Genomic DNA, 23,997 nt, shown 5'->3' on the forward strand with positions numbered 1-23,997 from the left:
ATCAGCAATAAAAGAGGCTGTTACGCACTCTTTTATTGCTACAGTTCATGTTGCTACGTGTTGTTAAATGCATAGCATAAACACATGATTCTGGCATCAACGCATGATTCTGGCATCAACAGATAGTATCGGCACAGCCTCAAAGATTACGCATCGTTATATAACGTGCTTATCCATTTTTCTTCATTGATGAAATTCCAACTCCACTGTGCCCACTTATCGTCAAGCCCCATGCTTTTGATATCATCTAAGGTTTTTCCGTCTTGCTTAAGGGCCTTAACATAGTCAAAGGTTTCGCTGATCATATTAAAAAAGGTGGCGTACTCGGCTTTTGAGCCCACTTTTCCGTGGCCCGGAATGATAATGGTGTCATCGTCTATTTTATTCAAAAGATGTTGAACCGACTCCATGTAACCCTCTACATTTCCTCCAGCGCCTTGGTCGATGTACGGGAACATGCCGTTGAAGAACAGATCCCCTGTATGCATAACATTAGGCTGCTCGAACCAAACAACACTGTCTCCATCGGTGTGCCCTACAGGAAGGTGCATGACATGCAGCGTTTCGTTATTAAAATATATCTTTATGCCGTCTTCATAAGTCACTGCTGGCAGAGCTTCAGGCTTAACATTTTCATCGCCAGCTAAACGCACACGAACATTTTCGTGTGCAAATATAGTAGCCCCCTTATGACTGTGAAAAAACGCGTTAGAGCCTGTATGGTCGCCGTGATAGTGGGTATTGATAACATACTTAGGTTTATCACTGCCTAATTCACCCAGTTGCGCAGCGATTTTCTCAGCCAATGGCGCAAACTGATCGTCAATAATAAGCACACCATCATCACCGGCTGATACGCCGATATTTCCACCCATACCCGTTAGCATATGAACGGCTCCTTTGATGGGTGTCGCTTTTACCTCTACATTGGCAAAGCGATCTTGGGCATACGCCGAAGAGATCGGAGAGATAATTGACGATATAGCCGCTACCGCTGTAACAGTGATTAAAGCTTTCGCTATCAACGGTTTTTTCTTTGCTGTTTTCATTACGCGTTCCTCTGGGCATTATTAGTACTTAAGTTCTTCACTTAAGCTTTCTGTACGAGTTCTAGTGACGAGTAGGGTAAAGCGCTTCGTGTTAAGAGCCGTATTTACCCCAGTCGCTACTTTTAGATGTAACTTATACCCTCAAATAGTTAAACCTGTTCACTTTAACCTTCCCTTGGCATTAGAGCGTGCTTTCACCGTCAGGAATATCTCCTATATAAGCAAACCTAGGTACTATTGCATTATTTAACTCTACGGACTCTGTAAACATCTCTAGTGGACGAACCCACAGTTCACGATCGCCATAGCAAGGCCTATACACGACCAACTTAGATTCATCTTCTGAATGTGTGGCCACCTCATATACGTCGTACAAATGGCCCTTGTAGTGTTTGTAGCGCCCTGGCGCAATAAATAGTTGTGTATCCACCAGATACTCCTTTTAAGTTTTTATTTGCGTCTCGTCTTCAAAGGCAAACGCTAGTTGTTGAGTTGACTGTTCCGCCGCTAAGCCAATGTGAATACCTACTAAACGTATACCTCGGCCTTTAGCACGCTCGAAAGCTTCCTTCATCAAAGTAGAAAAGTAATCCTCATCGAGAGTTCCATGACGGTGCTCTACCGTGGTCAGTTGGAAGTCATTAAACTTAAGCTTTACACCTTGGGTTCTCAATCGAACAGGTTTGCCTGTGCGTTTTTTATGATTTTCCATTCTGTCACGTAGTTTTTCCAGTAACGATGGTAGGAACGCATTGCATTGCTCAAGGGTTTGAATATCATCACTTAACGTGCGCTCTACCCCTATCGACTTTCTTTCTCGCGATACAGAAAGCTCTCGCTCGTCTATGCCATGAGCACGTTCCCACAACACGCTGCCAAACTTACCGAGCTCTTTTTGAATACGCTCGAATGGGTATTGGCGCACATCATTACAGGTATTAAGCCCCATACGAGCGAGCTTTTGCATGGTGACTTTGCCCACTCCTGGTACTTTTTTAAGCGGCATGTTGCGAACGAACTCATCTAACTCATCCGGCGTGATGACACAAATACCGTCTGGTTTGTTTTCATCGCTTGCTACCTTTGCCACAAATTTACAGGGTGCGACACCCGCAGATGCCGTAAGGCCAAGTTCGCTTTGAATTCTTGCTCGTATTTCCTCAGCTATTAAGGTAGCGCTGCCGCCACAAAACTGGCTGTTAGTAACATCAAGATATGCCTCGTCTAATGACAAGGGTTCAATAAGGTCGGTATAGTCGGCGAAAATTTTTCGGATTTTTTGAGATTCACTAGCATAAGCATCCATGCGTCCTTTCACTAAGGTAAGATTTGGGCACAGTTTCATGGCATAAGCGGTAGCCATTGCGCTACGTACGCCATATTTTCTCGCCGGATAGTTGCAGGTAGAAATAACGCCTCTTCGGTCGGAACTCCCGCCGATAGCAATGGGGATATTCTTAAGCGCAGGATTATCCCGCATTTCCACTGCGGCATAAAAACAATCCATATCAACGTGGATGATTTTTCGCATTCAAACTCGCATTGCGGTACTAGGATGCTTATAAGTGTATGCTAATACCAAACTGTACATTTAGACAGTATAGTAGCGACTAGCGATGACTTAATCCAGTAAGACATGCCCTGCAGCTTGCAGAAAAAAGCCGCTAGTAGATAACTAACGGCTTTGTGTATAAAGCAAAAGATGTTTGAGGGCGTCTTTGCCTATAAAATTTGGTTTTGCTTCCATTCGTTCAATTTTTTCTGACGCGCTTCTTCTTTTTCCATACGTGATTTTTTGCGATCACAAGGCTCTGGGCAGTCGCACGCTTTTTCAATTCCAATCGCGCCTAGTCCACCACAGCTTCCTGAAATAGTTTTTCGCTGCACAAGGTAACCTATGGCCATAGCAGCAACCATTGTTAAAAAGAAACCAAATGCGAGAATAAATGTAGACATAACTACCTCTTAATTGTGAACTGTCACTAGTTTATCAAATTCTGGCGACGCATACTCCTCAAAACTATCTTCTGTGCGACGAATGAGAAATACCGCAAGGTTTTCTCTTTCGGCAATTTCAATAGCCTGTTCCCACCCCATTACATTAAATGCCGTGGCAAGGCCATCAGCCGTCATTGACGAGGGATGCACAACAGTGACAGACACTAAGTTATGGGAAATTGGGTAACCTGAAGTGGGGTCAATAAGATGAGAGTATCTTTTCCCGTCTTCTTCATAGTAGTTTCTATAATCACCTGAAGTAGCGACAGCATTTGTGCCAATAGATACAACTTTCTGTATCGCTCGCTCGGTGGTGACAGGCTTTTCAATAGCAATTAACCATTCACTTTCGTCACCTCGCAAGCCTTTAACCCGCATTTCGCCGCCTATCTCCACGAGATAGTTTTCAATACTATACTGCTCAAGTATTTCTGCTACTTCGTCAACACCAAAGCCTTTAGCAATGGTAGATAGGTCGACATACAGCATAGGATGACGCTTTTTAAGTCCGCTAGGGGTACTTACTAGCTTTTCATAGCCTACATAATCGCGAATATCATTGATATCGTCTTCGCTAGGTGCCTTTTCTGGGCGTTTTGTGGGTCCAAACCCCCATAAGTTTACGAGCGGTCCGACAGTCACGTCTAATACGCCGCCGCTAAGTTTCGCCAAACGCAACGCTTCATTTACAACCAATAAAGTATCACCAGACACAGGAAAATTGTCAGTGTAGCGGTATTGATTAAAGCGAGACAATTCAGAAGTAGGATCGTATGTAGACATCATTTTGTTTACATCCACCAAGCGTGCATCAATCTGTGACTGAAGGCCCTCTACTGCTTTTCCGTCCGCCGCTATATATTTAACGTTATAAGTTGTGCCCATGGTTTGCCCTTGCAAATGCACAACAGGACGACTGTCATCACTGCAGCTTGCAAGCATGACCATGCTGATAGCTATAACCGCTAAAAGAATTCGAACAAAAAATCGAATCACACTATGTTCCTTACTTTATCTTTAGCACAAACAAAAAAGGGGCTTACGCCCCTTTTTTACAACTTAATTGCGTAGATTAACCACCGAAGTCATCTAGCATGATGTTCTCGTCTTCAACACCTAAATCTTTAAGCATGTTGATAACGGCAGCGTTCATCATAGGTGGTCCACACATGTAGAACTCACAGTCTTCTGGCGCTGGGTGGTCTTTGAGATATCTCTCAAGTAACACTTGGTGAATGAATCCAGTCTCACCTTCCCAGTTGTCTTCAGGCTGTGGATCTGAAAGTGCCACGTGCCACTCAAAATTCTCATTCTCAGCCGCTAACTCGTCGAAATCCTCTGTGTAGAACATTTCACGAAGTGAACGTGCACCGTACCAGAAGCTCATCTTACGTGAAGATTTTAAACGACGTAATTGGTCGAAGATGTGCGAACGCATTGGAGCCATACCGGCACCACCACCAACGAATACCATTTCGTTATCAGTGTCTTTCGCAAAGAATTCACCAAATGGACCAGAAATCGTTGCTTTGTCACCTTCTTTAAGACTCCAAATGTACGATGACATTTTACCAGCAGGCAGGCTTAGATTATTAGGCGGCGGCGTAGCAATACGCACGTTCAACATAATAATGCCTTCTTCCTCTGGGTAATTGGCCATGGAGTATGCACGAATTGTCTCTTCGTCAACTTTAGACTCGATGTCAAAGAAGCCAAATCGCTCCCAGTCACCGCGATACTCTTCAGGAATATCAAAATCCTTGTACTTAACATGGTGAGCTGGTGCTTCAATTTGAATATAACCACCCGCACGGAAAGGTACACTTTCGCCGTTAGGAATTTTAAGCTTAAGTTCTTTAATGAAGGTTGCTTTGTTATCGTTAGAGATAACTTCACAATCCCATTTTTTAACACCAAATACAGACTCTTCTAGCTCGATCTCCATGTCTTGCTTGATAGCAACCTGACATGAAAGACGACAACCTTCGCGTGCTTCACCTTTAGTAATGTGATCTAGCTCAGTAGGCAAAATCTCACCACCGCCTGAATGCACATCTACACGGCACTGACCACACGAGCCACCGCCACCACATGCTGAAGATACGAAGTAGCCTGCATTTGCCAGTGCGCCAAGTAACTTACCGCCTGGCTCAGTTTTAATTGCTTTGTCTGGGTCGCCATTAATCGTAATAGTCACTTCACCACTAGGTACCAACTTCGACTTGGCAAACATGATGATGAATACTAGTGCCAATACAATGGCAATGAACATGCCGACGCCTAGATAAATTTCTACGTTATTCATTTATATGCTCCCGAGCTCGATTAAAGCTGAATACCAGTGAATGACTGGAAGCCAAGCGCCATTAGACCCGCAATCATGAATACAGATCCAAGACCACGAATTCCATCAGGCATATCGGCATATTTCAGCTTTTCGCGTACAGCGGCCAACAGCACAATGGCAATTGCCCAACCGATACCACTTCCTACGCCGTAAACCACACTTTCGCTCAAGTTATATTCGCGTTGAACCGCAAATGCAACACCACCAAAGATTGCGCAGTTAACGGTGATCAACGGCAAAAATATACCAAGTGCGTTGTATAGCGCTGGGAAGAACTTGTCCAAACTCATTTCTAGAATTTGAACCAATGCAGCGATTACACCGATGAACGTAAGAAAGTTAAGAAAACTTAAGTCTGCTTCTGGGAAACCTGCCCAAGCTAGCGCACCAGGAGCAAGTATGTTTACGTAAATTATTTGGTTCACAGGTACTGAAATACCAAGAACAACAATTACCGCAACACCAAGACCCATTGCAGTTTTTACTTTCTTAGATACCGCCAAGAAGGTACACATACCTAAGAAAAGTGATAACGCCATGTTCTCAACAAAAATTGAGCGAACAAATAACGACAAATAATGTTCCACGACTTACTCCTTAGGCTCTACTTGCTCTGGACGGATGGTACGGATAAACCAAATCATACCGCCGATTAAGAAGAATGAACTGAATGGCAGTATTAATAGCCCGTTACCCTGATACCAACCACCATTTTGTACAAGTGGAAGGATCTCAAAACCAAGAATAGTACCGAACCCGAACAGTTCTTTAATTGTACCGATAACAACAAGGACGAAAGAATATCCTAAACCGTTACCAATACCGTCAAGGAAACTCATAAGAGGTGGGCTCTTCATTGCGTAAGCTTCCGCACGGCCCATTACAATACAGTTTGTAATAATGAGGCCAACGAATACCGACAGTTGCTTCGATATTTCATACGAATACGCTTTCAATATTTGGTCAACAACGATTACCAAAGACGCAATAATTGTCATCTGAATGATAATTCGCACGCTCGACGGTATCTGATTACGTATTAGTGAGATAAACAAGTTAGAGAACGCTACAACGCTTGTAAGCGCCAATGACATTACCAACGCCGTTTCTAGCTTGGTGGTAATTGCCAGTGCTGAACATACCCCTAATACCTGAAGGGCGATCGGGTTGTTGTCCAATATCGGCCCAAAGAGGGCCTTTTTCATTTCTTTAGTATCTGCCATGAGACTTCCCTTATGAACGCCATGCTTGGTTCTTCAGGAACTGGCCGAAGCCTTGCTCGCCTACCCAGTAACGAATTGTATTTTCAACACCGTTACTAGTAAGGGTTGCACCTGAAAGCGCATCAATTGTGTGAGGATTGCTTGGGTTAGCATTTTTAACTACACGAATAGCAACTTCGCCATTTTCGTATATTTCTTTGCCGTCCCATTTCTCCTGCCACGATGGATTTTGAACCTCACCGCCAAGCCCTGGTGTTTCTTTTTGCTGGTAATAGATTAGCTCGCGAACGGTTTTTCCGTCTGCGTCTAATGCTAAGAAACCATACATAAGATCCCATAGACCGCTGCCGTGAACAGGCAAGATGATGCGAGATACATCACCTTGTGCATCACGCACCAAGTAAACACTGGCAACGTCAGGACGACGTTGGAATCCAACGTTACTATTCGTCACTTTTGTGCTGTACTCAGTTTCTTTTGCAGCCTTATACATATCGTAATCTGGCTTTGGTGCTTCAACAAACTGTCCACTGTCTAAGTTCACATAGCGCGACTCAACACGCTCAGAATACGTACTTTCAATTTCGCTGTTGCTCATGCCCATATCGTAAAGGCCTGCAGCATTTAGAATGTTGCTCTTTTTATCTAGAGCGGCGTTTGTTTGCTGTAACGAGCGCAGGCCTACGGCCGCGCCAGATACAACAATTGAACACACTAAACATACGGCAACAACAATACCAAACGTTTTGCCTAAAGATTCTTTCTTAGCCGACACGTGCTACCCTCCGCTTGATATTGCTTTGTGCGACAAAATAGTCGAACAGTGGTGCCCACAAGTTAGCAAATAGAATCGCTAGCATCACACCTTCAGGGAAGGCTGGGTTCAATACGCGTATTAACACGGTCATGAATCCGATAAAGAAGCCGTAAGCCCACTTACCTTGATTTGTAAACGCTGCAGATACTGGATCTGTCGCCATAAAGAACATGCCGAATGCAAGACCACCCACAACGAAGTGCCAGTATGCTGGCATAGCAAACATCATATTTGTGTCGCTGCCAATAACATTAAGTAGTGTTGCGAAGAACGCCACACCTAAGCCTACACCTGCAACGATACGCCAGCTTGCGATACCCATATACATGATGAATAAACCACCAAGAATAATGGCCAAGGTAGATACCTCACCCGCAGAACCTGAAATGGTACCGATGAAACTATTCATCCATTGGTCCATGTTTGAGTAATCAAGTTTGCCAGATGCTGCTTGGCTTAAAGAAGTAGCACCAGAATATCCGTCTGCCGCTACCCATACTTGGTCACCTGAGATTTGTGCAGGATAAGCAAAGTACAAGAAAGCACGACCTGATAGTGCTGGGTTAAGGAAGTTACGGCCTGTTCCACCGAATACTTCTTTGGCAATAACAACACCAAAAGTAATACCTAAAGCTACCTGCCATAATGGAATAGTGGCTGGAAGTGTAAGAGCAAAGAGCACAGAGGTTACAAAGAAACCTTCGTTAACTTCATGCTTACGCACAGATGCGAATAGCACTTCCCAAAAACCGCCTACGATAAAGGTAGTGGCATAAATGGGTAACCAGAAACATGCGCCGTAGAAGAACATGCCTAGTACGCCAGCGTTCGACAAATCACCGCCAAGCGCAGTGAATAGGCCCGCTTGCCATGTATCAGGTAATGTACCAGCACCCGCTGCAATTGCATCTTGTGCTTGGAAACCAATGTTGTACATACCAAAGAACATAGCTGGGAATGTTGCCATCCATACCATGATCATGATGCGCTTAAGATCGATACTATCGCGCACGTGAGTATTTGCTTTGTTTACTTTGCCCGGCGTGTAAAAGATGGTAGCCGCAGCTTCGTAAAGCGCATACCACTTTTCATGCTTACCACCTGGCTCGAAGTTCGGTTCGATTTTTTCTAAATACGCTTTTAAACCCATGACTTAACCCTCTTTCTCTATCGTGGCCAAACAGTCGCGTAAAATAGGAGCATAATTATATTTGCCAGGGCATACATAAGTACACAATGCCAAATCTTCTTCGTCCAACTCTAAGCAACCCAATGTCTGAGCACTGTCAGTATCTCCAGAAATCAGGTCCCTAAGCAAAAGCGTAGGAATGATATCTAGGGGCATAACGCGTTCATAATTACCAATTGGAACCATAGAACGTTCAGAACCATTGGTAGTTGTTGTCATATCAAATTTCTTGCTACCACCTAGGTGACCTAGGTATGCGCGTGTCACTGAGTGTTTATCTGACCCTGGAGTAATCCAGCCAAATAATTTTTTCTCGTGACCTTCTTTTAATACTGATACTTGGGTGTGGAAACGACCTAAGAAGCCGTGAACACCTTGCGCCGTGGTGCCGTTAAGTACAGAACCAGACACAACACGAATGTCGCCATCAGTCACTTCATTCGCCGTCAATTCTTCTAAATCTGCACCTACTGTGGTGCGAAGCAAACGGGGATTCTTAACTGCAGGACCTGCCAACGAGATAACGCGTTTGCTATCAAGTTCACCTGTAGTAAGCAGCGCACCCATTGCTATAACGTCTTGGTAATTGACGTGCCAAACTGTTTTGTTAAGACCAACTGCATCTAAGTAGTGGATGTGCGTGCCAGGAAGACCCGCAGGGTGAGGCCCACCAAACTCTTCAACGTCAACTGCAGCATCACCTGTTGCAACCGACGTACCAGGCGCCTTACAAACGTACGTTTTGCCACCGCTCAGTTGCGTTAGCGCTTTAAGACCATTTACGAAGTCTTCTTGACGCTCAGCAATGATAACAGCCGGATCGGCTGCTAACGGATTAGTATCCATTGCTGTAACGAAAATTGAGCTTGGTACAGAATCTAGCGCAGGAGATTTGCTAAATGGACGCGTACGAAGCGCTGTCCACATGCCAGATTCTACGAGGATTGATTGGAGCTGCTCTCGTGAAGCACTTGAGATTTGGTCAGCTGTTAGCGTATCAAATTTAACAGCATCGCTACCGTTAGCTTTAATCACTACAGACTGAAGTACCCGTTTTGCACCACGATTAACCTCTACCACTTCACCCGCTAACGGTGCAGTGAATTTAACGCCTGGGTTCTTTTTATCTTCAAAAAGAACCTGACCTTTCTTCACTACATCGCCAACTTGGACGTGCATGGTAGGGCGCATACCCACATATTCTTCTCCCAGAATGGCAACGCGCGTTGCAGCAGATGCATCAGCAATCTCCTGCTTTGGCGCTCCCTCAATTGGGAGGTCGAGACCTTTCTTGATTTTAATCATATGTAATTGCACTACTCTAATAGAAATACCCTTTTGCATAACCGCAGTAATCCTGCCTGTCAGCATGCAAAAGCGTACTAGTAACAGGTGTTAAACACCTTTTATTCTTGATTGACGGAACTTGCCGAACTTTTCACGACTTGCGAAAACGAAACCGTGGTGATTCATTCCTAATGCGGGCTTTTCACCCTGTCTTTCTTGGACAATCTCATCGGAAACCGTTGTTTTTACTATACTGATGCCGAATATGAGACTGTTGTTTTAGCGAGGATTAAAACGGCCCCCCACTTAATTTCGGGATTTTAGCATTAACCAACACGTTTGTGCCACGCAAATCACAGATAAAGGCAAAATTTTCGACAATTTAATGTAAACCAATGGTCTGTATCACCTATTTCCTGATTTATGCGATGTAAATGGCAGTAAAAAACACTATAAAAAAGCCGCTTTCAGCAGCGGCTTATCGCATAGTATAACGCATTAAAAGTAGACTACCATTCTACCTTTGGATCGACGTCTTTGTCATAATCGACCGATTCAATATCAAACCCGAATAACTTCAAAAACTCATGGTGGTAACCTTCATAATCACTTACCGCATGAAAATTTTCTTGTGTAACTTGGTCCCAAAGCGCCTTTATTTTCGCTTGAGTGGCATCATTGGTTTCTTTGCCATCCATGCGGTAGCGATTGGCCTCATCCAGCGTTGGACTATCGCCAAACAAACACTGTGTAAATAATCCATGAATTTGCTCAATACATCCTTCGTGCGTGCCCTCTTCTTTCATTACCTTGTATATGAGTGAGATATAAAGAGGCATGACAGGTATTGCCGAACTCGCTTGTGTTACCAGCGCTTTTAACGAGCTTACATTCGCTTGAACAAACAAGTCGCTGTTTTTGCCAATAATGGCTGCAGCAGCTCTGTCTAAGTCTTCTTTGGCTTTTCCGATAGTGGCTTGCCCATAAATAGGCCAAGTCAATTCTTTGCCAATGTAGGTGTAAGCAGTGGTTTTACAGCCTTCTGATAACACATCTGCATCGCGCAGAAAATCCATCCAACGTTCCCAATCTTCACCGCCCATTACTTTAATAGTGTGCAAGATTTCTTCATCGTTAGCCGGCTCTAACGCAACTTCATGTACCTTGTCTTTGTCAGTATCGTAAGTTTTTGTTGTGTATGCCTGACCGACAGGCTTCAGTGTAGACTTGTACGTTACGCCAGTATCTGGGTCGGTTCTACGTGGCGATGCCAGGCTGTAAATTACCAAATCAACCTTGCCCATCCCTGCTTTAATCTTTTCAATAGTTTGTTGCTTTATCTCGTCTGAAAAAGCGTCACCATTAATCGTATCTGCAAATAACCCTTTTGCTTCAGCCTTACGATGAAATGCGGCAGTGTTATACCAGCCCGCGGTTCCCGTTTTACGTTCAGTAGGCGCTTTTTCAAAGCACACACCTAAGGTTTTAGCGCCATAGCCAAAAGCGGATGTTATTCTAGACGCGAGGCCATAACCGGTTGAGCTACCAATAACGAGTACGTTTTTAGGCCCTTCTCCCAAATCGCCTTGGCCTTCCACGTAGGCAATTTGCTCTTCCACCGATGCCAAACACCCCTCTGGATGTGCATTTGTACAAATGAAGCCTCTCACTTTAGGCTTGATAACCATAATAATTTTCCTTATTTAAGCGTGGCGCTATTGTAATGCTGTGACTGCGTTTAACAACTCGGAGCAGATGTATCTTGCATGTTTTCAAGCATAACGCATATTGGGGTTGGTTGAATACGGGGTTTTTAGTAAAGGAAAATGAGAGTGGAATTACTGGTTATAAACTCTAGGAATGAAAAAGCGCAACAAGATGCTGCGCTTACTTTTGCAATTGATGGCGTTTAATTAGCCAAGGATATCAAGAAGTTCAACATCAAAAATAAGTGTGCTGTAAGGAGCGATGGCTGCGCCCGCACCTTGCTCACCATAGGCAAGGTCGTGAGGAACGTATAAACGCCACTTTGAACCAACTTTCATCATTTGAAGTGCTTCAGTCCAACCTTTAATTACGCCACCTACTGGGAATTCCGCAGGTTGACCACGCTCATAAGAGCTGTCAAATGTTGCACCGTCAATGAGTGTACCGTGGTAATGAACACGCACTGTACTTGCTGCAACTGGTGACTCACCTTCGCCCTCAGCAACAACTTCGTATTGAAGACCAGACTCGGTAACGTTAACTTCATCGCGCTTGGCGTTGTCTTCAAGAAACTTAGTGCCTGCTTCTATTACAGCTTTGCTAGCTTCTTCTTTAGCCGCTTGCATACGGTTGTGTATTTCACCGAACGCATCGCGAAGTGTATCGTTGTCAACTTGAGGTGCAGAAGCCGCAAACGCATCTTTTAAGCCAGCAACAACTGCATCAATTGCTAAACCGTCAAAAGGGTTAGATTGTAGTTGTTGGCCCATTTGGTAACCAATGCCGTAACTCGCTTGGGTTTCTACTGTATTGAAAGTATCAGTCACAATAACTCCTGAAATTAAATTACAAATGCAGTACGAATTTTAAACAACTCGCATACCGCGAGAATTTTTCTGCATTTTCCGGTGCGAGAGTGTACCACACCATAATTTATCTTGCCTTCAGCATTGTTAATAAGGCTGTAAAAGTATCAAAATGTTGTAAATTATAACCGAAAGAGGTTAGACAAGTTGCAAAGGACGCAGTATGGTTAGAACCATATATTTAGGAGGATAGCATGCAAACTCATCACGATGCTGAACTAAAAGATACCGTTCGATATCTTGGAAAGACACTTGGCGAAACTATTAAAAATCAGTTGGGTCAAGAATGGCTTGATCGTATTGAAAAAATACGAATCGACGGCAGAGCCTCGTATCAAGGCGACGGAAAATGTAGCGAAGAACTGAAAGAAACTTTCAAAACCATGACCGATGACGATTTACTTACCGTCGGCCGTGCCTTCGCGCAATTTTTGAATTTAGGCAACATTGCTGAGCAAGAATACAACGCAGCAATGAATGTTGATGCGTCGATGGACGCTCTTTTTGAGCACCTTGATAAAGCTGAGCTCACCACTGAAAAAGTGCAAGAAGCTGTAGGCAAACTCAATATCGATCTTGTTTTAACTGCTCACCCTACTGAAGTCACTCGAAGAACCCTGATACATAAGCATAAAGAATTAGCTGATTGCCTACAGGCCGTTCACCAAGAATCACTCAACGATGTCGATCGCGCTAAAGTAGAAACTCGTATCGCCGATTTGATTGCACAAGCCTGGCATACCGAAGAAATTCGCTCGGTACGCCCAACACCTGTAGACGAAGCTCGCTGGGGCTTCTCGGTTATCGAAAATTCACTATGGGAAGCGGTGCCAGACTTCCTTCGCGAGTTAAGCGATCGTCTTACTAAAGATTACAATGTTGCGTTACCACTTGACGCTTCTCCAGTTCAGTTCAGTTCTTGGATGGGTGGAGACCGCGATGGTAACCCATTCGTTACTTCAAAAGTCACTGAGCAGGTATTGTTGTTAGCGAGAAAGCGAGCAGCAAAATTATTTGCTATCGATTTAGACCGCTTACAGGTTGAGCTGTCAATGTACGACTGTAACGATGAGCTTCGCGCAAAAGTGGGCGATGCTAACGAGCCATATCGTGCGCTGCTTCGTCCATTGGTATCTCGCTTTATTAAAACACGCGATGGTATTGATGACTATTTAGCTGGTAAAAACCCAGATATTTCAGAGTGGGTAGAAAGCGATGACGAGTTAATTGACGTACTGATGCTTTGTCACCAGTCATTGATTGACTGTGGCATGCAAGTAGTGGCTAACGGCTTATTACTAGATACCATTCGCCGTGCTCGTGTATTTGGTATCCATTTGCTGCGCCTTGACGTTCGCCAAGACTCCGAACGTCATTCAGACGTATTTAGTGAGCTAACTCGCTATCTTGGATTAGGCGACTATGCCCAGTGGAGTGAAGCCGATAAACAAGCTTTCTTATTGAGAGAACTTGGCTCGAAACGCCCGCTATTCCCAGCACAGTGGGATGCATCTGACGACGTTAAAGAAGTACTTGAAACCTGTAAAGTTATTGCTAATCACAGTAAGCATGGTTTTGGTATTTATATTATCTCAATGGCGAGCGAGCCGTCTGACGTGCTTGCCGTGCAATTACTACTTCAAGAAAGCGGCGTAAGCTGGCCAATGCCAGTGGCTCCACTATTTGAAACATTAGACGACTTAAATAATTCACCTGATGTAATGCGCAAACTACTGTCTATTGACTGGTATCGCGGATACGTGAAGGGTCGTCAGTTTGTGATGATTGGTTACTCTGATTCGGCAAAGGACGCCGGAGCACTCGCCGCGGGATGGGCACAGTATCAGTCTCAAGAAGCGCTTGTTGCTATTGCTGAAGAATTTGATGTATCGCTTACGCTATTCCACGGTCGTGGCGGCACTATCGGTCGAGGTGGCTTGCCGGCTCACGCCGCTATTTACTCGCAGCCTCCTGGTTCACTTGAAGGCGGTTTCCGCGTAACGGAGCAAGGCGAAACCATTCGCTATAAGTTCGGCATGCCAACTCTTGCTAAGCGCAGCTTAGGTATTTACGCCAGCGCTATTATAGAAGCCATGTTGTTCCCGCCTCCAGCACCAAAAGAAGAATGGCGCGAGCTTATCACTACTATGGCAGGTCAGGGCCGCGACAACTATCGCGCCACTGTACGTCACGATGAAGAATTTGTTCCTTACTTTCGCGTTGCAACGCCAGAGCAAGAGCTTGGCAAGCTGCCGCTTGGTAGCCGCCCTGCGAAGCGTAAACCTCAGGGCGGTATTGAGAGCTTACGTGCTATTCCGTGGATATTTGCATGGGCGCAAACTCGCTTGGTATTGCCAAGTTGGTTAGGCGTTATGCGTGCAATCGATAGCGTAAAAACACCTGAGAATGAAAAAGTCGTCAACGAAATGTTCAGTGAGTGGCCATTTTACCGTTCACGCCTATCAATGTTAGATATGGTGTTCCACAAAGCCGACCCTCGCATTAGTGAGGCGTATGACGAGCGCCTAGTGCCAAAAGAGCTTAAACACTTCGGTGAAGCCCTACGTACTGAGCTAAAAGAAAGCATTTCTTCTTTACTCTCAATCACTGGCGAAAAAGACATTATGGCTAATGACCCTCAAGGCAAAGAGTCGATGGAAATTCGTGCAGCGTACTTGCAGCCTCTTCACTATCTGCAAATTGAATTGCTTGACCGCATTAGAAAAGCAGGTGACGAGTCGCAAAATACCAGCTTAGAACGCGCCATGATGGTGACGATTGCAGGTATTGCTATTGGTATGCGTAATACTGGTTAATAAGTTATTTTAAGAAAGCACATCAAAACCCGCGTTTAACGCGGGTTTTTTTATACCTCATTTTTCCCGCTTGCTCTATGTCTCTAACCTCCTATTAAATTGATAAGCGTTAAGTCTTATTTTTTATTCGCAGTGAATCGATGCTATGCGGGGAATGCTTAAACTGGGAGGCTTGTGATTAGCAGGCTTTTACTCTTTCAAGAGCCCGCGCCTGGATGCGGTGGCGAAGCCTACAAGATGTAACAAAAAGGCTGGATACGTAAGGTCGTAACAGACTGTCTGCAGCAGGGATGCTGCAGCCAAGCCTCCATGGATGGAATCTCGGCGTGTCTGTGTAGGCCTTACGTATCCAGCCTTTATTCGGCGGATGCAGCGCATCCACCAACAGCCTAATTAGCCGTTTACGAAGTCTACGCCTAGCTTGATGTCGCCACGTAGGCCTTCAAGCATGTCGTTTTTCGCTTTTTCTTCAAATGCGCTTAGCTCGCCGTATGGCAAGATTTCTTCAACACCGTTTGCACTTAAGCGAACTGGGTGAGCGAAGAATGCTGCGTCGTCGCTGTCGTCAGTTTGTACATAAGTGTACTCAACAACGTTCTCGCCTTGCATTGCTGCAACTAGAGATAAGCAGAAACGTGCTGCTGCTTGACCCATAGAAAGGGTTGCAGAACCGCCGCCCGCTTTCGCTTCAACAACTTCAGTACCCGCATTTTGGATACGAGTCGTTAGGCTAGCCACTTCTTCGTCTGTAAACTCAACACCTTCAACTTGTGAAAGAAGAGGTAGAATAGTTGTACCAGAGTGACCACCAATTACCGGCACGTGCACAGAAGATACGTCTACACCTTTAAGCTCAGCAACAAAAGTTTCAGCGCGGATTACGTCTAGCGTAGTTACACCGAAAAGTTTGTTTTTGTTGTAAACGCCTTTTGCTTTAAGCGTTTCAGCTGCGATAGCAACTGTAGTATTAACTGGGTTGGTGATGATTCCAACACACGCGTCTGGACAGTTATCAGCAACACCTTCAATAAGGTTTTTAACGATTCCAGCGTTGATGTTGAATAGATCAGAACGATCCATACCCGGCTTACGCGGCATACCAGCTGGAATAAGAACAACGTCTGATCCAGTTAGTGCACCAGCTAGGTCATCTTTACCGTGACCGGTTACTTTAACCGCAGTGGGGATGTGGCTTAAATCAACTGCAACACCAGGAACAACTGGCGCAACGTCATAAAGCGCTAAATCTGAACCTGCTGGCAATTGTGTTTTTAACAACAACGACAGCGCTTGACCGATACCACCTGCAGCACCTAACACGGCTACTTTCATACCATTTCTCCTATGGGATTACTCACGTATTTAAACGGAACGTCACACTAATGCAACGCGGGGGAAAACTCAATCACCGGATCGTCTTATTGACGCCATAAACAGCGATTTTTTGTCAATATTCATTATCATGGATGATTATGCAAACAAATTGCCTAAAGTCCACCTGTGGGGCACAATATGCGAATAAAAACTGAATTCAGTTGTTTTGGCCATACCCTACTGGTTAAAACAACTAATGAGACAAAAAAGAGCGCTTAATGGCTAACACAAAACAAGAACAACTGATTAAAGCTTTCAAAGAAATACTTAAAGCTGAGAGCTACGGTTCACAAGGTGAAATAGTAGATGCCTTAAAGGCGCAAAACTTCGACAATATTAGTCAGTCGAAAATATCAAGAATGCTCAGTAAGTTTGGCGCTGTACGCACCCGTAACGCTCGTGGAGACATGGTTTACTGCCTACCACCAGAGCTTGGAATGCCCACTGCCAAAAGCCCGTTAAAACAGCTTGTGCTTGATGTAGTACACAACAATGTAATGGTCATTATTAGAACCAGCCCAGGCGCAGCACAACTTATTGCCAGGCTACTTGACTCGTTGAGTAAAAAAGATGGCGTACTGGGCACCATTGCTGGTGACGATACTATCTTTATCGCGCCTGCGGATGTTCAAAAAATAGAAGAGCTTCGTTTGCGTGTTGAAGACCTGTTCGACAACGTTTAAAGAGTCTCAATACAAAAAAGCCGCTTGCTAAATAAGTTTCTCGATAAGAGAAAACATATTTAACAGCGGCTTTTTCTATTTTAACTTTTTCTATTAAAGCGTTTTCATTAGCATAGACGCTGTTCAATGGTTTTTCGCTTTAGAAAGTCTTTAATCAAAAACTTTCAACGCGAGTGAACCAAAGTTCGCAGCGCTATACTTGCTCATGAAACTTGCTTATGAAATTAACTTTATCAAAGCGTCTGCTGCAGGGCGAGATGACGGTGGATTTTGCCCTGTTACAAGTAGTCCATCAGTACATACTTTTACTGCAAAATCGTCGGCGCTTTCAAACTTTCCGCCCTTGCTTTTCAACTCGTCTTCTACAAGATAAGGCACCACATCGGTTAACTGCATGGCCGCCTCTTCGCTATTTGAAAAGCCAGTTACAGCTTTTCCGTCAACTAAAAAACTGCCGTCAGGGTTCTTAACGTCTTTTAGCACAATAGGCGCATGACACACCGCACCTACTGGCTTATTCGCTGCAATGGTATCTTCGATGAGTTTGATAGAATATGCATTGTCAGATAGGTCCCAAAGGGGACCGTGACCACCCGGATAAAACACCGCATCAAATTCTTCTGCACGCACATCTTCGAGTTGGATAGTAGAGGCAACGGCGCTTCGTGCCACGTCATCTTTAGTATAACGTATGGCATCGTCGGTCATGGCATCGTCGGAGAGGCTATTGGGGTCGATAGGTACCTGCCCCCCCATGGGAGACGCTAATGTAATAGAATAACCAGCGTCTTTAAATGCGTAATAAGGGGAAGCAAACTCCTCCAACCACATTCCCGTTTTATTGCCTGTATCACCCATAATTTCGTGTGATGTCATTACCATAAGAATAGACTTTGACATTTGACCTCCTTGCGTTGGTTTTCAGAATAAACTTATCAGTTCTTTCGTCCACACCTCACGATTAGATCAAAAAAAATGCCACACCCCATAAAGGGGAGTGGCATTTCACACTACAAAGATTTTATATGGTTTTTAAACTATCACTATTAGAAGCGGTAGTTAACACCAACACGCATTGTCCATAGTGAAGTATCACCATTAACAAAAGTTCTGTTATCAACATTATTGAATACAGTATTTGACGCTTCTTCTAATACGCCCCAATCGTCATTTAACAGGTTAGTGAAGTTATCAATAACGAAAAATGCGTTCGCAGAGTGATCTACGTTGAACGTAGGAAGGTCTTGATAAACCGCTAAGTCAATCTTAGACCACCATGGTGCAGTTTCACCATTTCTCTGACCACCGATTGGAAGAATGTTGCCATTATCCAAGAATGGAGTGAAACCGAAAGTTTGGTTATCACGAACTCGGCCACCAACTTCGCGACGGTCATCACGTACCAAGCTGTAAACGTTACCAGACTGAATTACACCGAAAAGAGAGAAACTCGTTTCGTACCCAGCGATAAACTCGTGGGTGTATCGGAAATCAACAGTAAAGCGATGTTCGATATTCCAGTCTGAAGTAGCAACTACTTGTTCATTTGGGTTGGTAAATGCACGGTTTTGATAGTTGGAGAACGCAACAGAGCTATTCATAGGCTGAACATCTTCAGCATCGTTATAGTTATAGCCGGTTGTAACTTGGATGCCATTGTCCCAAGACTTAGACATACTACCTGAAATACTAAGTGCTGTTGGATCTGGGTCAGCATTAGTAAGCACAAATGTCGCAGATCTTGGGCTATCGTATACAATGTAACCTGTCGCGATATCGCCATTTGCAGTGTCAGTGCGCTCAGCCGTTTCTTCTAAGTCGCCACGAAGAACGATGGCTGAATCTTGGAAGATGCTGTAGATGATGTCTGCTTCGAAAACATAATCATTTTCAGTTACGTGTGTCATACCTAACGCAAATTTCCATTCGCTCGGAATATCAAAGTCAGGGTCTAAGTAGTTCAACTCAAAGTTAGAGCCGTTACCTAGTCTTGCTGCTTCTGCCATATCCTGAGGTACACCATAACCTGGGCCCACTGGAGCACCGTCTTCAACTTGTAGATAGTTGATGTCATCGTCAAACAAACTTCTTGAGCCATCTGTATAACCAAAACTTCTTCCACGAATACCCGTTTGAAGAGTGTTGGTATTTGAGAAGTTGTTAGACAACCAAACATTCGGGTTACCGCCTGAGAACAAGCCAACACCACCGCGAATTTCGGTTGCATCAGATAACGTATAGTTCAAACCAAGACGTGGCTGAATAAGACCAACTCCGTCAAGGTTAGTTGAGTTGCTAAACCCATATTCTTGGACAAACCCAGGGTTTTCGTCTGGTGCATCGCTAGTTGTATACCACTCATAACGTAAACCTGCAGTCACTCTCAAATCATCTGTTAGGTAAAACTCGTCCTGAACATAGGCAGCGTTGATTTGGTAACCCCAATTCGCTGCAGCATCAGAAAGGTCACCTGCGTCATTAACGTCACCTGTTATGATTCCGTTATATTCATAACGAGAAGGTAACCCAGCGCGGAAGTTATCAATACCGTCGAAACGTAGTTCAGTCTCAGTATGTTGAACGAACAAGTTAAACACGTCTAAATCGTCACGCTCATAACCAAACGTTAAAGTATGACCGTTGTCGAAATAATAGAAACCACGGAATATAAGGCTTAGCTGATCGTAGTTTAAGTCATTAGCTTGGCGACTGTCGTCTGAACCTAGGTAAACGGTGACATTGTCGAGACCTTCACGACCAGTTAGCTCAACTTGTACTTCACCAAAGTCGTTTCCACCGACTGTTCCATCACCGGCAAGTGAAATTTGACGGTTATCAACATCTAAGTAGTTAATACGCAATTCGGTTGAGAACTTATCAGTCCAGTCAGAGTAGAACGATGCTGCATATGACTGCATTTCTGTTCCACGCTCATACAAATGCTCTTGGAACTCAAATTCGTTACCATCGCCATCCGATTGTGTAAAGTTGTTACCATCGTTGTAGTTGTAAGCAAATTCAGCACGATGACTATCGTTGATGTTCCAGTCTAGCTTGATGAGTATTTTATCATCTTCGTTATCTAGACTTGTTGGAATTGTGCCGGTTTGGAAGCCGTATAAGTCATTTGCGATTTGAACGATTTCGTCAAGTTCGCCTTGCGTTACGTCGACTGTATTAAGCGCACCAGAACCAATTGGACCACGGTTAAATAAGTTAGAACCTTGGAAAGTTTCATAAGCAGCGTAGATGAAAAGCTTGTCTTTAATTAGCGGAGCGCCAATTTCGAAACCATAACGAACTTCATCGAAGCTACCTAACTCTACATCTTCGCCTTGTAAAGAGTCGCCACGCATAGAGTCGCTTGTGTAATCAACAAACACTGAACCGTGAATTTCGTTGGTACCTGACTTGGTAACCGCATTGATGTTACAGGCCGTGAAACCGCCATAAATTACTTCAAATGGAGCTAGTTCTACCGTTACACCTTGAATTGAATCGAATGGGAAAGGTTGCCTTTCTGTAGGGTAGCCATTGCCGTTCAAACCAAACAAATCGTTTTGACGAACACCATCAACAGTTAAACTGTTGAAACGAGGGTTTTTACCTGCACACTGAATGCCGTCAGATCCACCTTCGTCAACGTATAAGCGTGGGTCAACACGAATTACGTCGTTGATGTTACGGTTGATAGCAGGAACTTTCTGTAGGTCAGATAAATCGAAGTTTGCTGCTGGGCTACTTTTACCGAAATAGACACTTGAGATTTGCGAACCAGTCACTGAGATTCTTTCAATGTCTTGACCTTGTGCTGAAAGTGCTACGTTAATTGGCAACTCTTCGCCTAAGTCGACATATAGGTCAGTAATGGTTTTGTCTTCGAACTTATCAGAGTCAATCATTACCGTGTAAGGTCCACCAACGCGCAGGCCTTTCGCGTTGAATTGGCCAGACTCATTTACTGTTACGGTTTTTGTAGAGCCCGAAGGTGTGTGAATAATTGTGATCTGAGTACCTGCTGCTGGGCTACCTTGAGGTCCGACAATTTGACCAGTCATTGCTGACGTAGTTACCTGAGCCATTGCTGCAGAAGATAATCCCGCAGTTACTGCAACCGCAATCGCAACGCGACTGAGTTTGGTTTTAAAGTTCATGTGTGTTTCCCTATTGTTTACAATTCTTTCGGGGCAGACTATTTAAATTATTTTGCCTACCACCTGACGTAATGCTAAGAACCATTCAGATTCTCTTCGAGGTTCATGTCAATTTTATTACAACTTTGCATTTTTATTTAGCTGCAGTCGTTGTGATAAGTAACTTGGCAACACATTTAACTTGACCAAACGGTCAGGTTAATTTACTTATTATTGTTGTTTTCAGTTTTTGTCACTTACCGCTCATATTTTTGGCACACACCCAACTAATAAACAGCGTTTATCAAAAATCAGGTTTATCTATAAAAACACATTGCTTTTCATACAGATGACATAATAAAATAAACTTACCTATTGCAATAAATAACCTTAACTGATGAAATCGCTTTATAAATCGTTAATTCATTTGGTCGTTTTTTTGACGAATTTCAGAATTATTGCATCAGGAAAGTGGTTATTATTTATTATTGCAGCGTTTGCTTGCGGTACGGTTAACTATTTTTCATATAGCCCTGCCTACAATGACATCCCTCCACAAACTGGTCAATATTTATCCTGCAACACACCACTTTCGGGAAATGCAGATCGTTTCTCAGTCTATTTAACAGATAGCCGCATCGCACAACTGGCAACCGAGAAAATCTGTAACAATACTGTCATAAAACGGCAATATGGCGAAGTAAGAGTCATTATTGGTCAGAGCGATTACGACACCTTCAGATATATCAATCATGGGGTTGTCGACTTAGCGCTGGTCAAAAAGAACGTAGTAGACGCTTTTGCAGCTGACGAAATATACGGGCTAACGCCTGTAGCGTCGCACCCAGACTACGGCGCTTATTTTATATCCTTACGTGAAAAGCCAAAGCTTGAAAAAGAGTATTTGCTGGGTAAAACCATTGGTCTGCTTGATTACCCAAGCAGCCGCTCTGGTCATATAGTGCCGAAGACCGTATTGCAGCGTTTAAGTTTAAGCGATAACAATGTAGACATTGCTTACTATAGCTCACACCAAGAGCTCAGACGCGCACTGCTTGCTGGCGAGGTTGATATCATTTCGTCTTATTGGGCTAAAGACGACGAAAGCAGGTTGTCTAAAAATTACATTACTCCGCTAATGCTTCAGGTAAGCGGTATGCAGTGGTATCTAAAAATGCAGTCTCAAAACACTGACCTGTTTTGCGCTATGCAAACCGTAATTCATGACATCGCTATGGCACACCCCAGGCCTTATTATAAAAATATAGAGTTAGAGGAAGGATGCCCATGAACAGCAAATCCGTGAAAACCATCACCTCTACTGATATTGCTAAACGATTTTCATTTAAATCAACGCCAAGGATTGTAGTTAACGCGCTTTTACTGATTACTGTATTGCAAGGCATTTCCTTGGTAAGTCAATTATTCGCATATCAAGCGTCGTTACACGAGGCAATAGACAAAGTAGAGCGAAGAATAAGTCTCGATAGTGCTTTTTTAGATGTGGGGAATCAAACATTAAACACGCCGGTGAATAGCTACGCTATTTTTCGATATATCAATACCCTAAACGCTAAACTCATGGAAGAAGGTTACCCTGTTTTAGTCAACGCAATTCAAAGCGTGACTTACACTAGCGAAGAACTCGACAAAGCACGCTACCCTCGCAGCTATACAACTCTGTTAAAAAATGCTGAACAAGAGATAGAAATCGAAATCGTGAGTAAACCTGTTTCTCATGCACTTGCATTTAGCTGGATAGCATTACTAGCCGCTCTGTGTTTAGTACCCGTATTCGCGCTCAATACGCGAAAAACAGCCAAGCAAAAAGCGCAGCAAGTGCAAGACGCGCTTCCTCCAACACCGAAGCTTATTATTAACCTTCAGGATAAAACCATATCAAATGGCGTTACCGATAAAGCGGTGACGTTACAAAACAAACCATTGTGTTTTTACACCGCACTAGTCAGATTTTGTATAGAGAACCCGGGGCATCCATTGCCCGTGCACAAAGACGTACCCAATGAACTCATTGCATTAGCGAACCGAAGCTTTGGTCGTCTCATTGAATTGGGCCATACAAAGCGAAAAAGACCCGACTTCAACGCTAATTTAGATAAAACGCTTAGTGAAATACGCGCCGCGCTCGACGATGTATTCACAGGTTTTAATGAAGAGAAAGAGACGTATTATCCCCCTAGAGCCCAGGGAGAAGGGTCGCGTTCAAAACAGCACTCCTACGCGTTACCCAAAATACAACTTGATGATATAGAGATAATTGGAAATTGAGTTTTGCGTCGCTGCGTAAAAACTGTATTGGAAAGAAAGCATGGCGTGACGCTGTTTGGGAAATCACTTGGCTGAATTTCATACAAGCAAGGTTAAAAGAACTAATTTATTGACCAACTGGATAACTTTGACAGGTTTGCATTAACGAACCGCAATACCTTGAAAAATAGGTGTACTTTTCACTAAAACGGAAGCAAAGACCGATCCAAAATACTAGGC

Annotated in this window: 20 protein-coding genes; 4 read left to right on the plus strand and 16 right to left on the minus strand. The window is 43.9% G+C overall.

Annotation, left to right across the window (positions count from 1 at the left end; all coding sequences use genetic code 11):
* Nucleotides 1–146 precede the first annotated feature (146 nt).
* The 13 genes from GTW09_RS14580 to GTW09_RS14640 form a co-directional block, all read right to left on the minus strand.
* Complete coding sequence (locus GTW09_RS14580; RefSeq protein ID WP_163112486.1) at nt 147–1,049, minus strand: MBL fold metallo-hydrolase; 903 nt, start codon at nt 1,047–1,049, stop codon at nt 147–149.
* A gap of 181 nt (nt 1,050–1,230) precedes the next feature.
* A complete protein-coding gene (locus tag GTW09_RS14585) occupies nt 1,231–1,479 on the minus strand; it encodes a DUF1653 domain-containing protein (protein ID WP_163112487.1) in 249 nt (82 codons plus the stop codon).
* 12 nt (nt 1,480–1,491) lie between these two features.
* Nucleotides 1,492–2,580, minus strand: a complete 1,089-nt coding sequence (gene dinB / locus GTW09_RS14590) for a DNA polymerase IV (RefSeq protein WP_163112488.1) — start codon at nt 2,578–2,580, stop codon at nt 1,492–1,494.
* Nucleotides 2,581–2,771: 191 nt separating this feature from the next.
* Nucleotides 2,772–3,005 (minus strand): (Na+)-NQR maturation NqrM, encoded by a 234-nt coding sequence (gene nqrM / locus GTW09_RS14595; protein WP_032095528.1) that lies wholly within the window; start codon nt 3,003–3,005, stop codon nt 2,772–2,774.
* Between the two features lie 9 nt (nt 3,006–3,014).
* Complete coding sequence (locus GTW09_RS14600; RefSeq protein ID WP_163112489.1) at nt 3,015–4,043, minus strand: FAD:protein FMN transferase; 1,029 nt, start codon at nt 4,041–4,043, stop codon at nt 3,015–3,017.
* Nucleotides 4,044–4,119: 76 nt separating this feature from the next.
* The gene (nqrF, locus tag GTW09_RS14605) at nt 4,120–5,352 is read right to left on the minus strand and encodes an NADH:ubiquinone reductase (Na(+)-transporting) subunit F (protein ID WP_163112490.1); all 1,233 of its coding nucleotides are present in this window, start codon (nt 5,350–5,352) and stop codon (nt 4,120–4,122) included.
* Nucleotides 5,353–5,372: 20 nt separating this feature from the next.
* Nucleotides 5,373–5,981: an NADH:ubiquinone reductase (Na(+)-transporting) subunit E gene (gene nqrE, locus GTW09_RS14610; protein ID WP_071980641.1), complete on the minus strand. Its 609-nt coding sequence runs from the start codon at nt 5,979–5,981 to the stop codon at nt 5,373–5,375.
* 3 nt (nt 5,982–5,984) lie between these two features.
* Nucleotides 5,985–6,617, minus strand: a complete 633-nt coding sequence (locus GTW09_RS14615; RefSeq protein ID WP_071980642.1) for an NADH:ubiquinone reductase (Na(+)-transporting) subunit D — start codon at nt 6,615–6,617, stop codon at nt 5,985–5,987.
* 10 nt (nt 6,618–6,627) lie between these two features.
* Nucleotides 6,628–7,392 carry a Na(+)-translocating NADH-quinone reductase subunit C gene (locus GTW09_RS14620; protein WP_163112491.1) on the minus strand — a complete coding sequence of 255 codons (765 nt, stop codon included), beginning with the start codon at nt 7,390–7,392 and terminating at the stop codon, nt 6,628–6,630.
* Nucleotides 7,382–8,584, minus strand: a complete 1,203-nt coding sequence (locus GTW09_RS14625; RefSeq protein WP_163112492.1) for an NADH:ubiquinone reductase (Na(+)-transporting) subunit B — start codon at nt 8,582–8,584, stop codon at nt 7,382–7,384. Before GTW09_RS14625 ends, GTW09_RS14620 begins: the two co-directional genes overlap by 11 nt.
* 3 nt (nt 8,585–8,587) lie before the next feature.
* Complete coding sequence (locus GTW09_RS14630) at nt 8,588–9,928, minus strand: Na(+)-translocating NADH-quinone reductase subunit A (RefSeq protein WP_163112529.1); 1,341 nt, start codon at nt 9,926–9,928, stop codon at nt 8,588–8,590.
* Nucleotides 9,929–10,419: 491 nt separating this feature from the next.
* Nucleotides 10,420–11,598, minus strand: a complete 1,179-nt coding sequence (fabV, locus tag GTW09_RS14635) for an enoyl-ACP reductase FabV (protein ID WP_163112493.1) — start codon at nt 11,596–11,598, stop codon at nt 10,420–10,422.
* Between the two features lie 225 nt (nt 11,599–11,823).
* Entirely contained in the window at nt 11,824–12,444 is a 621-nt protein-coding gene (locus GTW09_RS14640) for a BamJ family beta-barrel-assembly machinery protein (RefSeq protein WP_071980646.1), read from the minus strand.
* Between the two features lie 233 nt (nt 12,445–12,677).
* Here GTW09_RS14640 and ppc point away from each other — a divergent pair, with 233 nt between their 5' ends.
* Nucleotides 12,678–15,299: a phosphoenolpyruvate carboxylase gene (gene ppc / locus GTW09_RS14645; RefSeq protein WP_163112494.1), complete on the plus strand. Its 2,622-nt coding sequence runs from the start codon at nt 12,678–12,680 to the stop codon at nt 15,297–15,299.
* A gap of 393 nt (nt 15,300–15,692) precedes the next feature.
* Here the strand turns inward: ppc and mdh are convergent, their stop codons facing one another.
* The gene (gene mdh, locus GTW09_RS14650; protein ID WP_071980649.1) at nt 15,693–16,631 is read right to left on the minus strand and encodes a malate dehydrogenase; all 939 of its coding nucleotides are present in this window, start codon (nt 16,629–16,631) and stop codon (nt 15,693–15,695) included.
* Between the two features lie 260 nt (nt 16,632–16,891).
* Here mdh and argR point away from each other — a divergent pair, with 260 nt between their 5' ends.
* Entirely contained in the window at nt 16,892–17,356 is a 465-nt protein-coding gene (gene argR, locus GTW09_RS14655) for a transcriptional regulator ArgR (protein WP_100972965.1), read from the plus strand.
* A gap of 216 nt (nt 17,357–17,572) precedes the next feature.
* Here the strand turns inward: argR and GTW09_RS14660 are convergent, their stop codons facing one another.
* Nucleotides 17,573–18,256, minus strand: a complete 684-nt coding sequence (locus GTW09_RS14660) for a type 1 glutamine amidotransferase domain-containing protein (RefSeq protein ID WP_163112495.1) — start codon at nt 18,254–18,256, stop codon at nt 17,573–17,575.
* A 146-nt stretch (nt 18,257–18,402) separates the two neighbouring features.
* Nucleotides 18,403–21,510 carry a TonB-dependent receptor gene (locus GTW09_RS14665; protein ID WP_163112496.1) on the minus strand — a complete coding sequence of 1,036 codons (3,108 nt, stop codon included), beginning with the start codon at nt 21,508–21,510 and terminating at the stop codon, nt 18,403–18,405.
* A gap of 418 nt (nt 21,511–21,928) precedes the next feature.
* Between GTW09_RS14665 and GTW09_RS14670 the strand changes: the two genes are divergently transcribed.
* Together GTW09_RS14670 and GTW09_RS14675 are read left to right on the plus strand one after the other, a co-directional pair.
* Complete coding sequence (locus GTW09_RS14670) at nt 21,929–22,780, plus strand: type 2 periplasmic-binding domain-containing protein (protein WP_239059412.1); 852 nt, start codon at nt 21,929–21,931, stop codon at nt 22,778–22,780.
* Nucleotides 22,777–23,778, plus strand: coding sequence for a hypothetical protein (locus GTW09_RS14675; protein ID WP_239059413.1), 1,002 nt, complete (start codon nt 22,777–22,779; stop codon nt 23,776–23,778). The genes GTW09_RS14670 and GTW09_RS14675 overlap by 4 nt, the downstream gene beginning before the upstream one ends.
* The last annotated feature ends 219 nt before the right edge of the window (nt 23,779–23,997 follow it).

Source organism: Alteromonas hispanica (assembly GCF_010500915.1).
Taxonomy (GTDB): Bacteria; Pseudomonadota; Gammaproteobacteria; order Enterobacterales; family Alteromonadaceae; genus Alteromonas; species Alteromonas hispanica.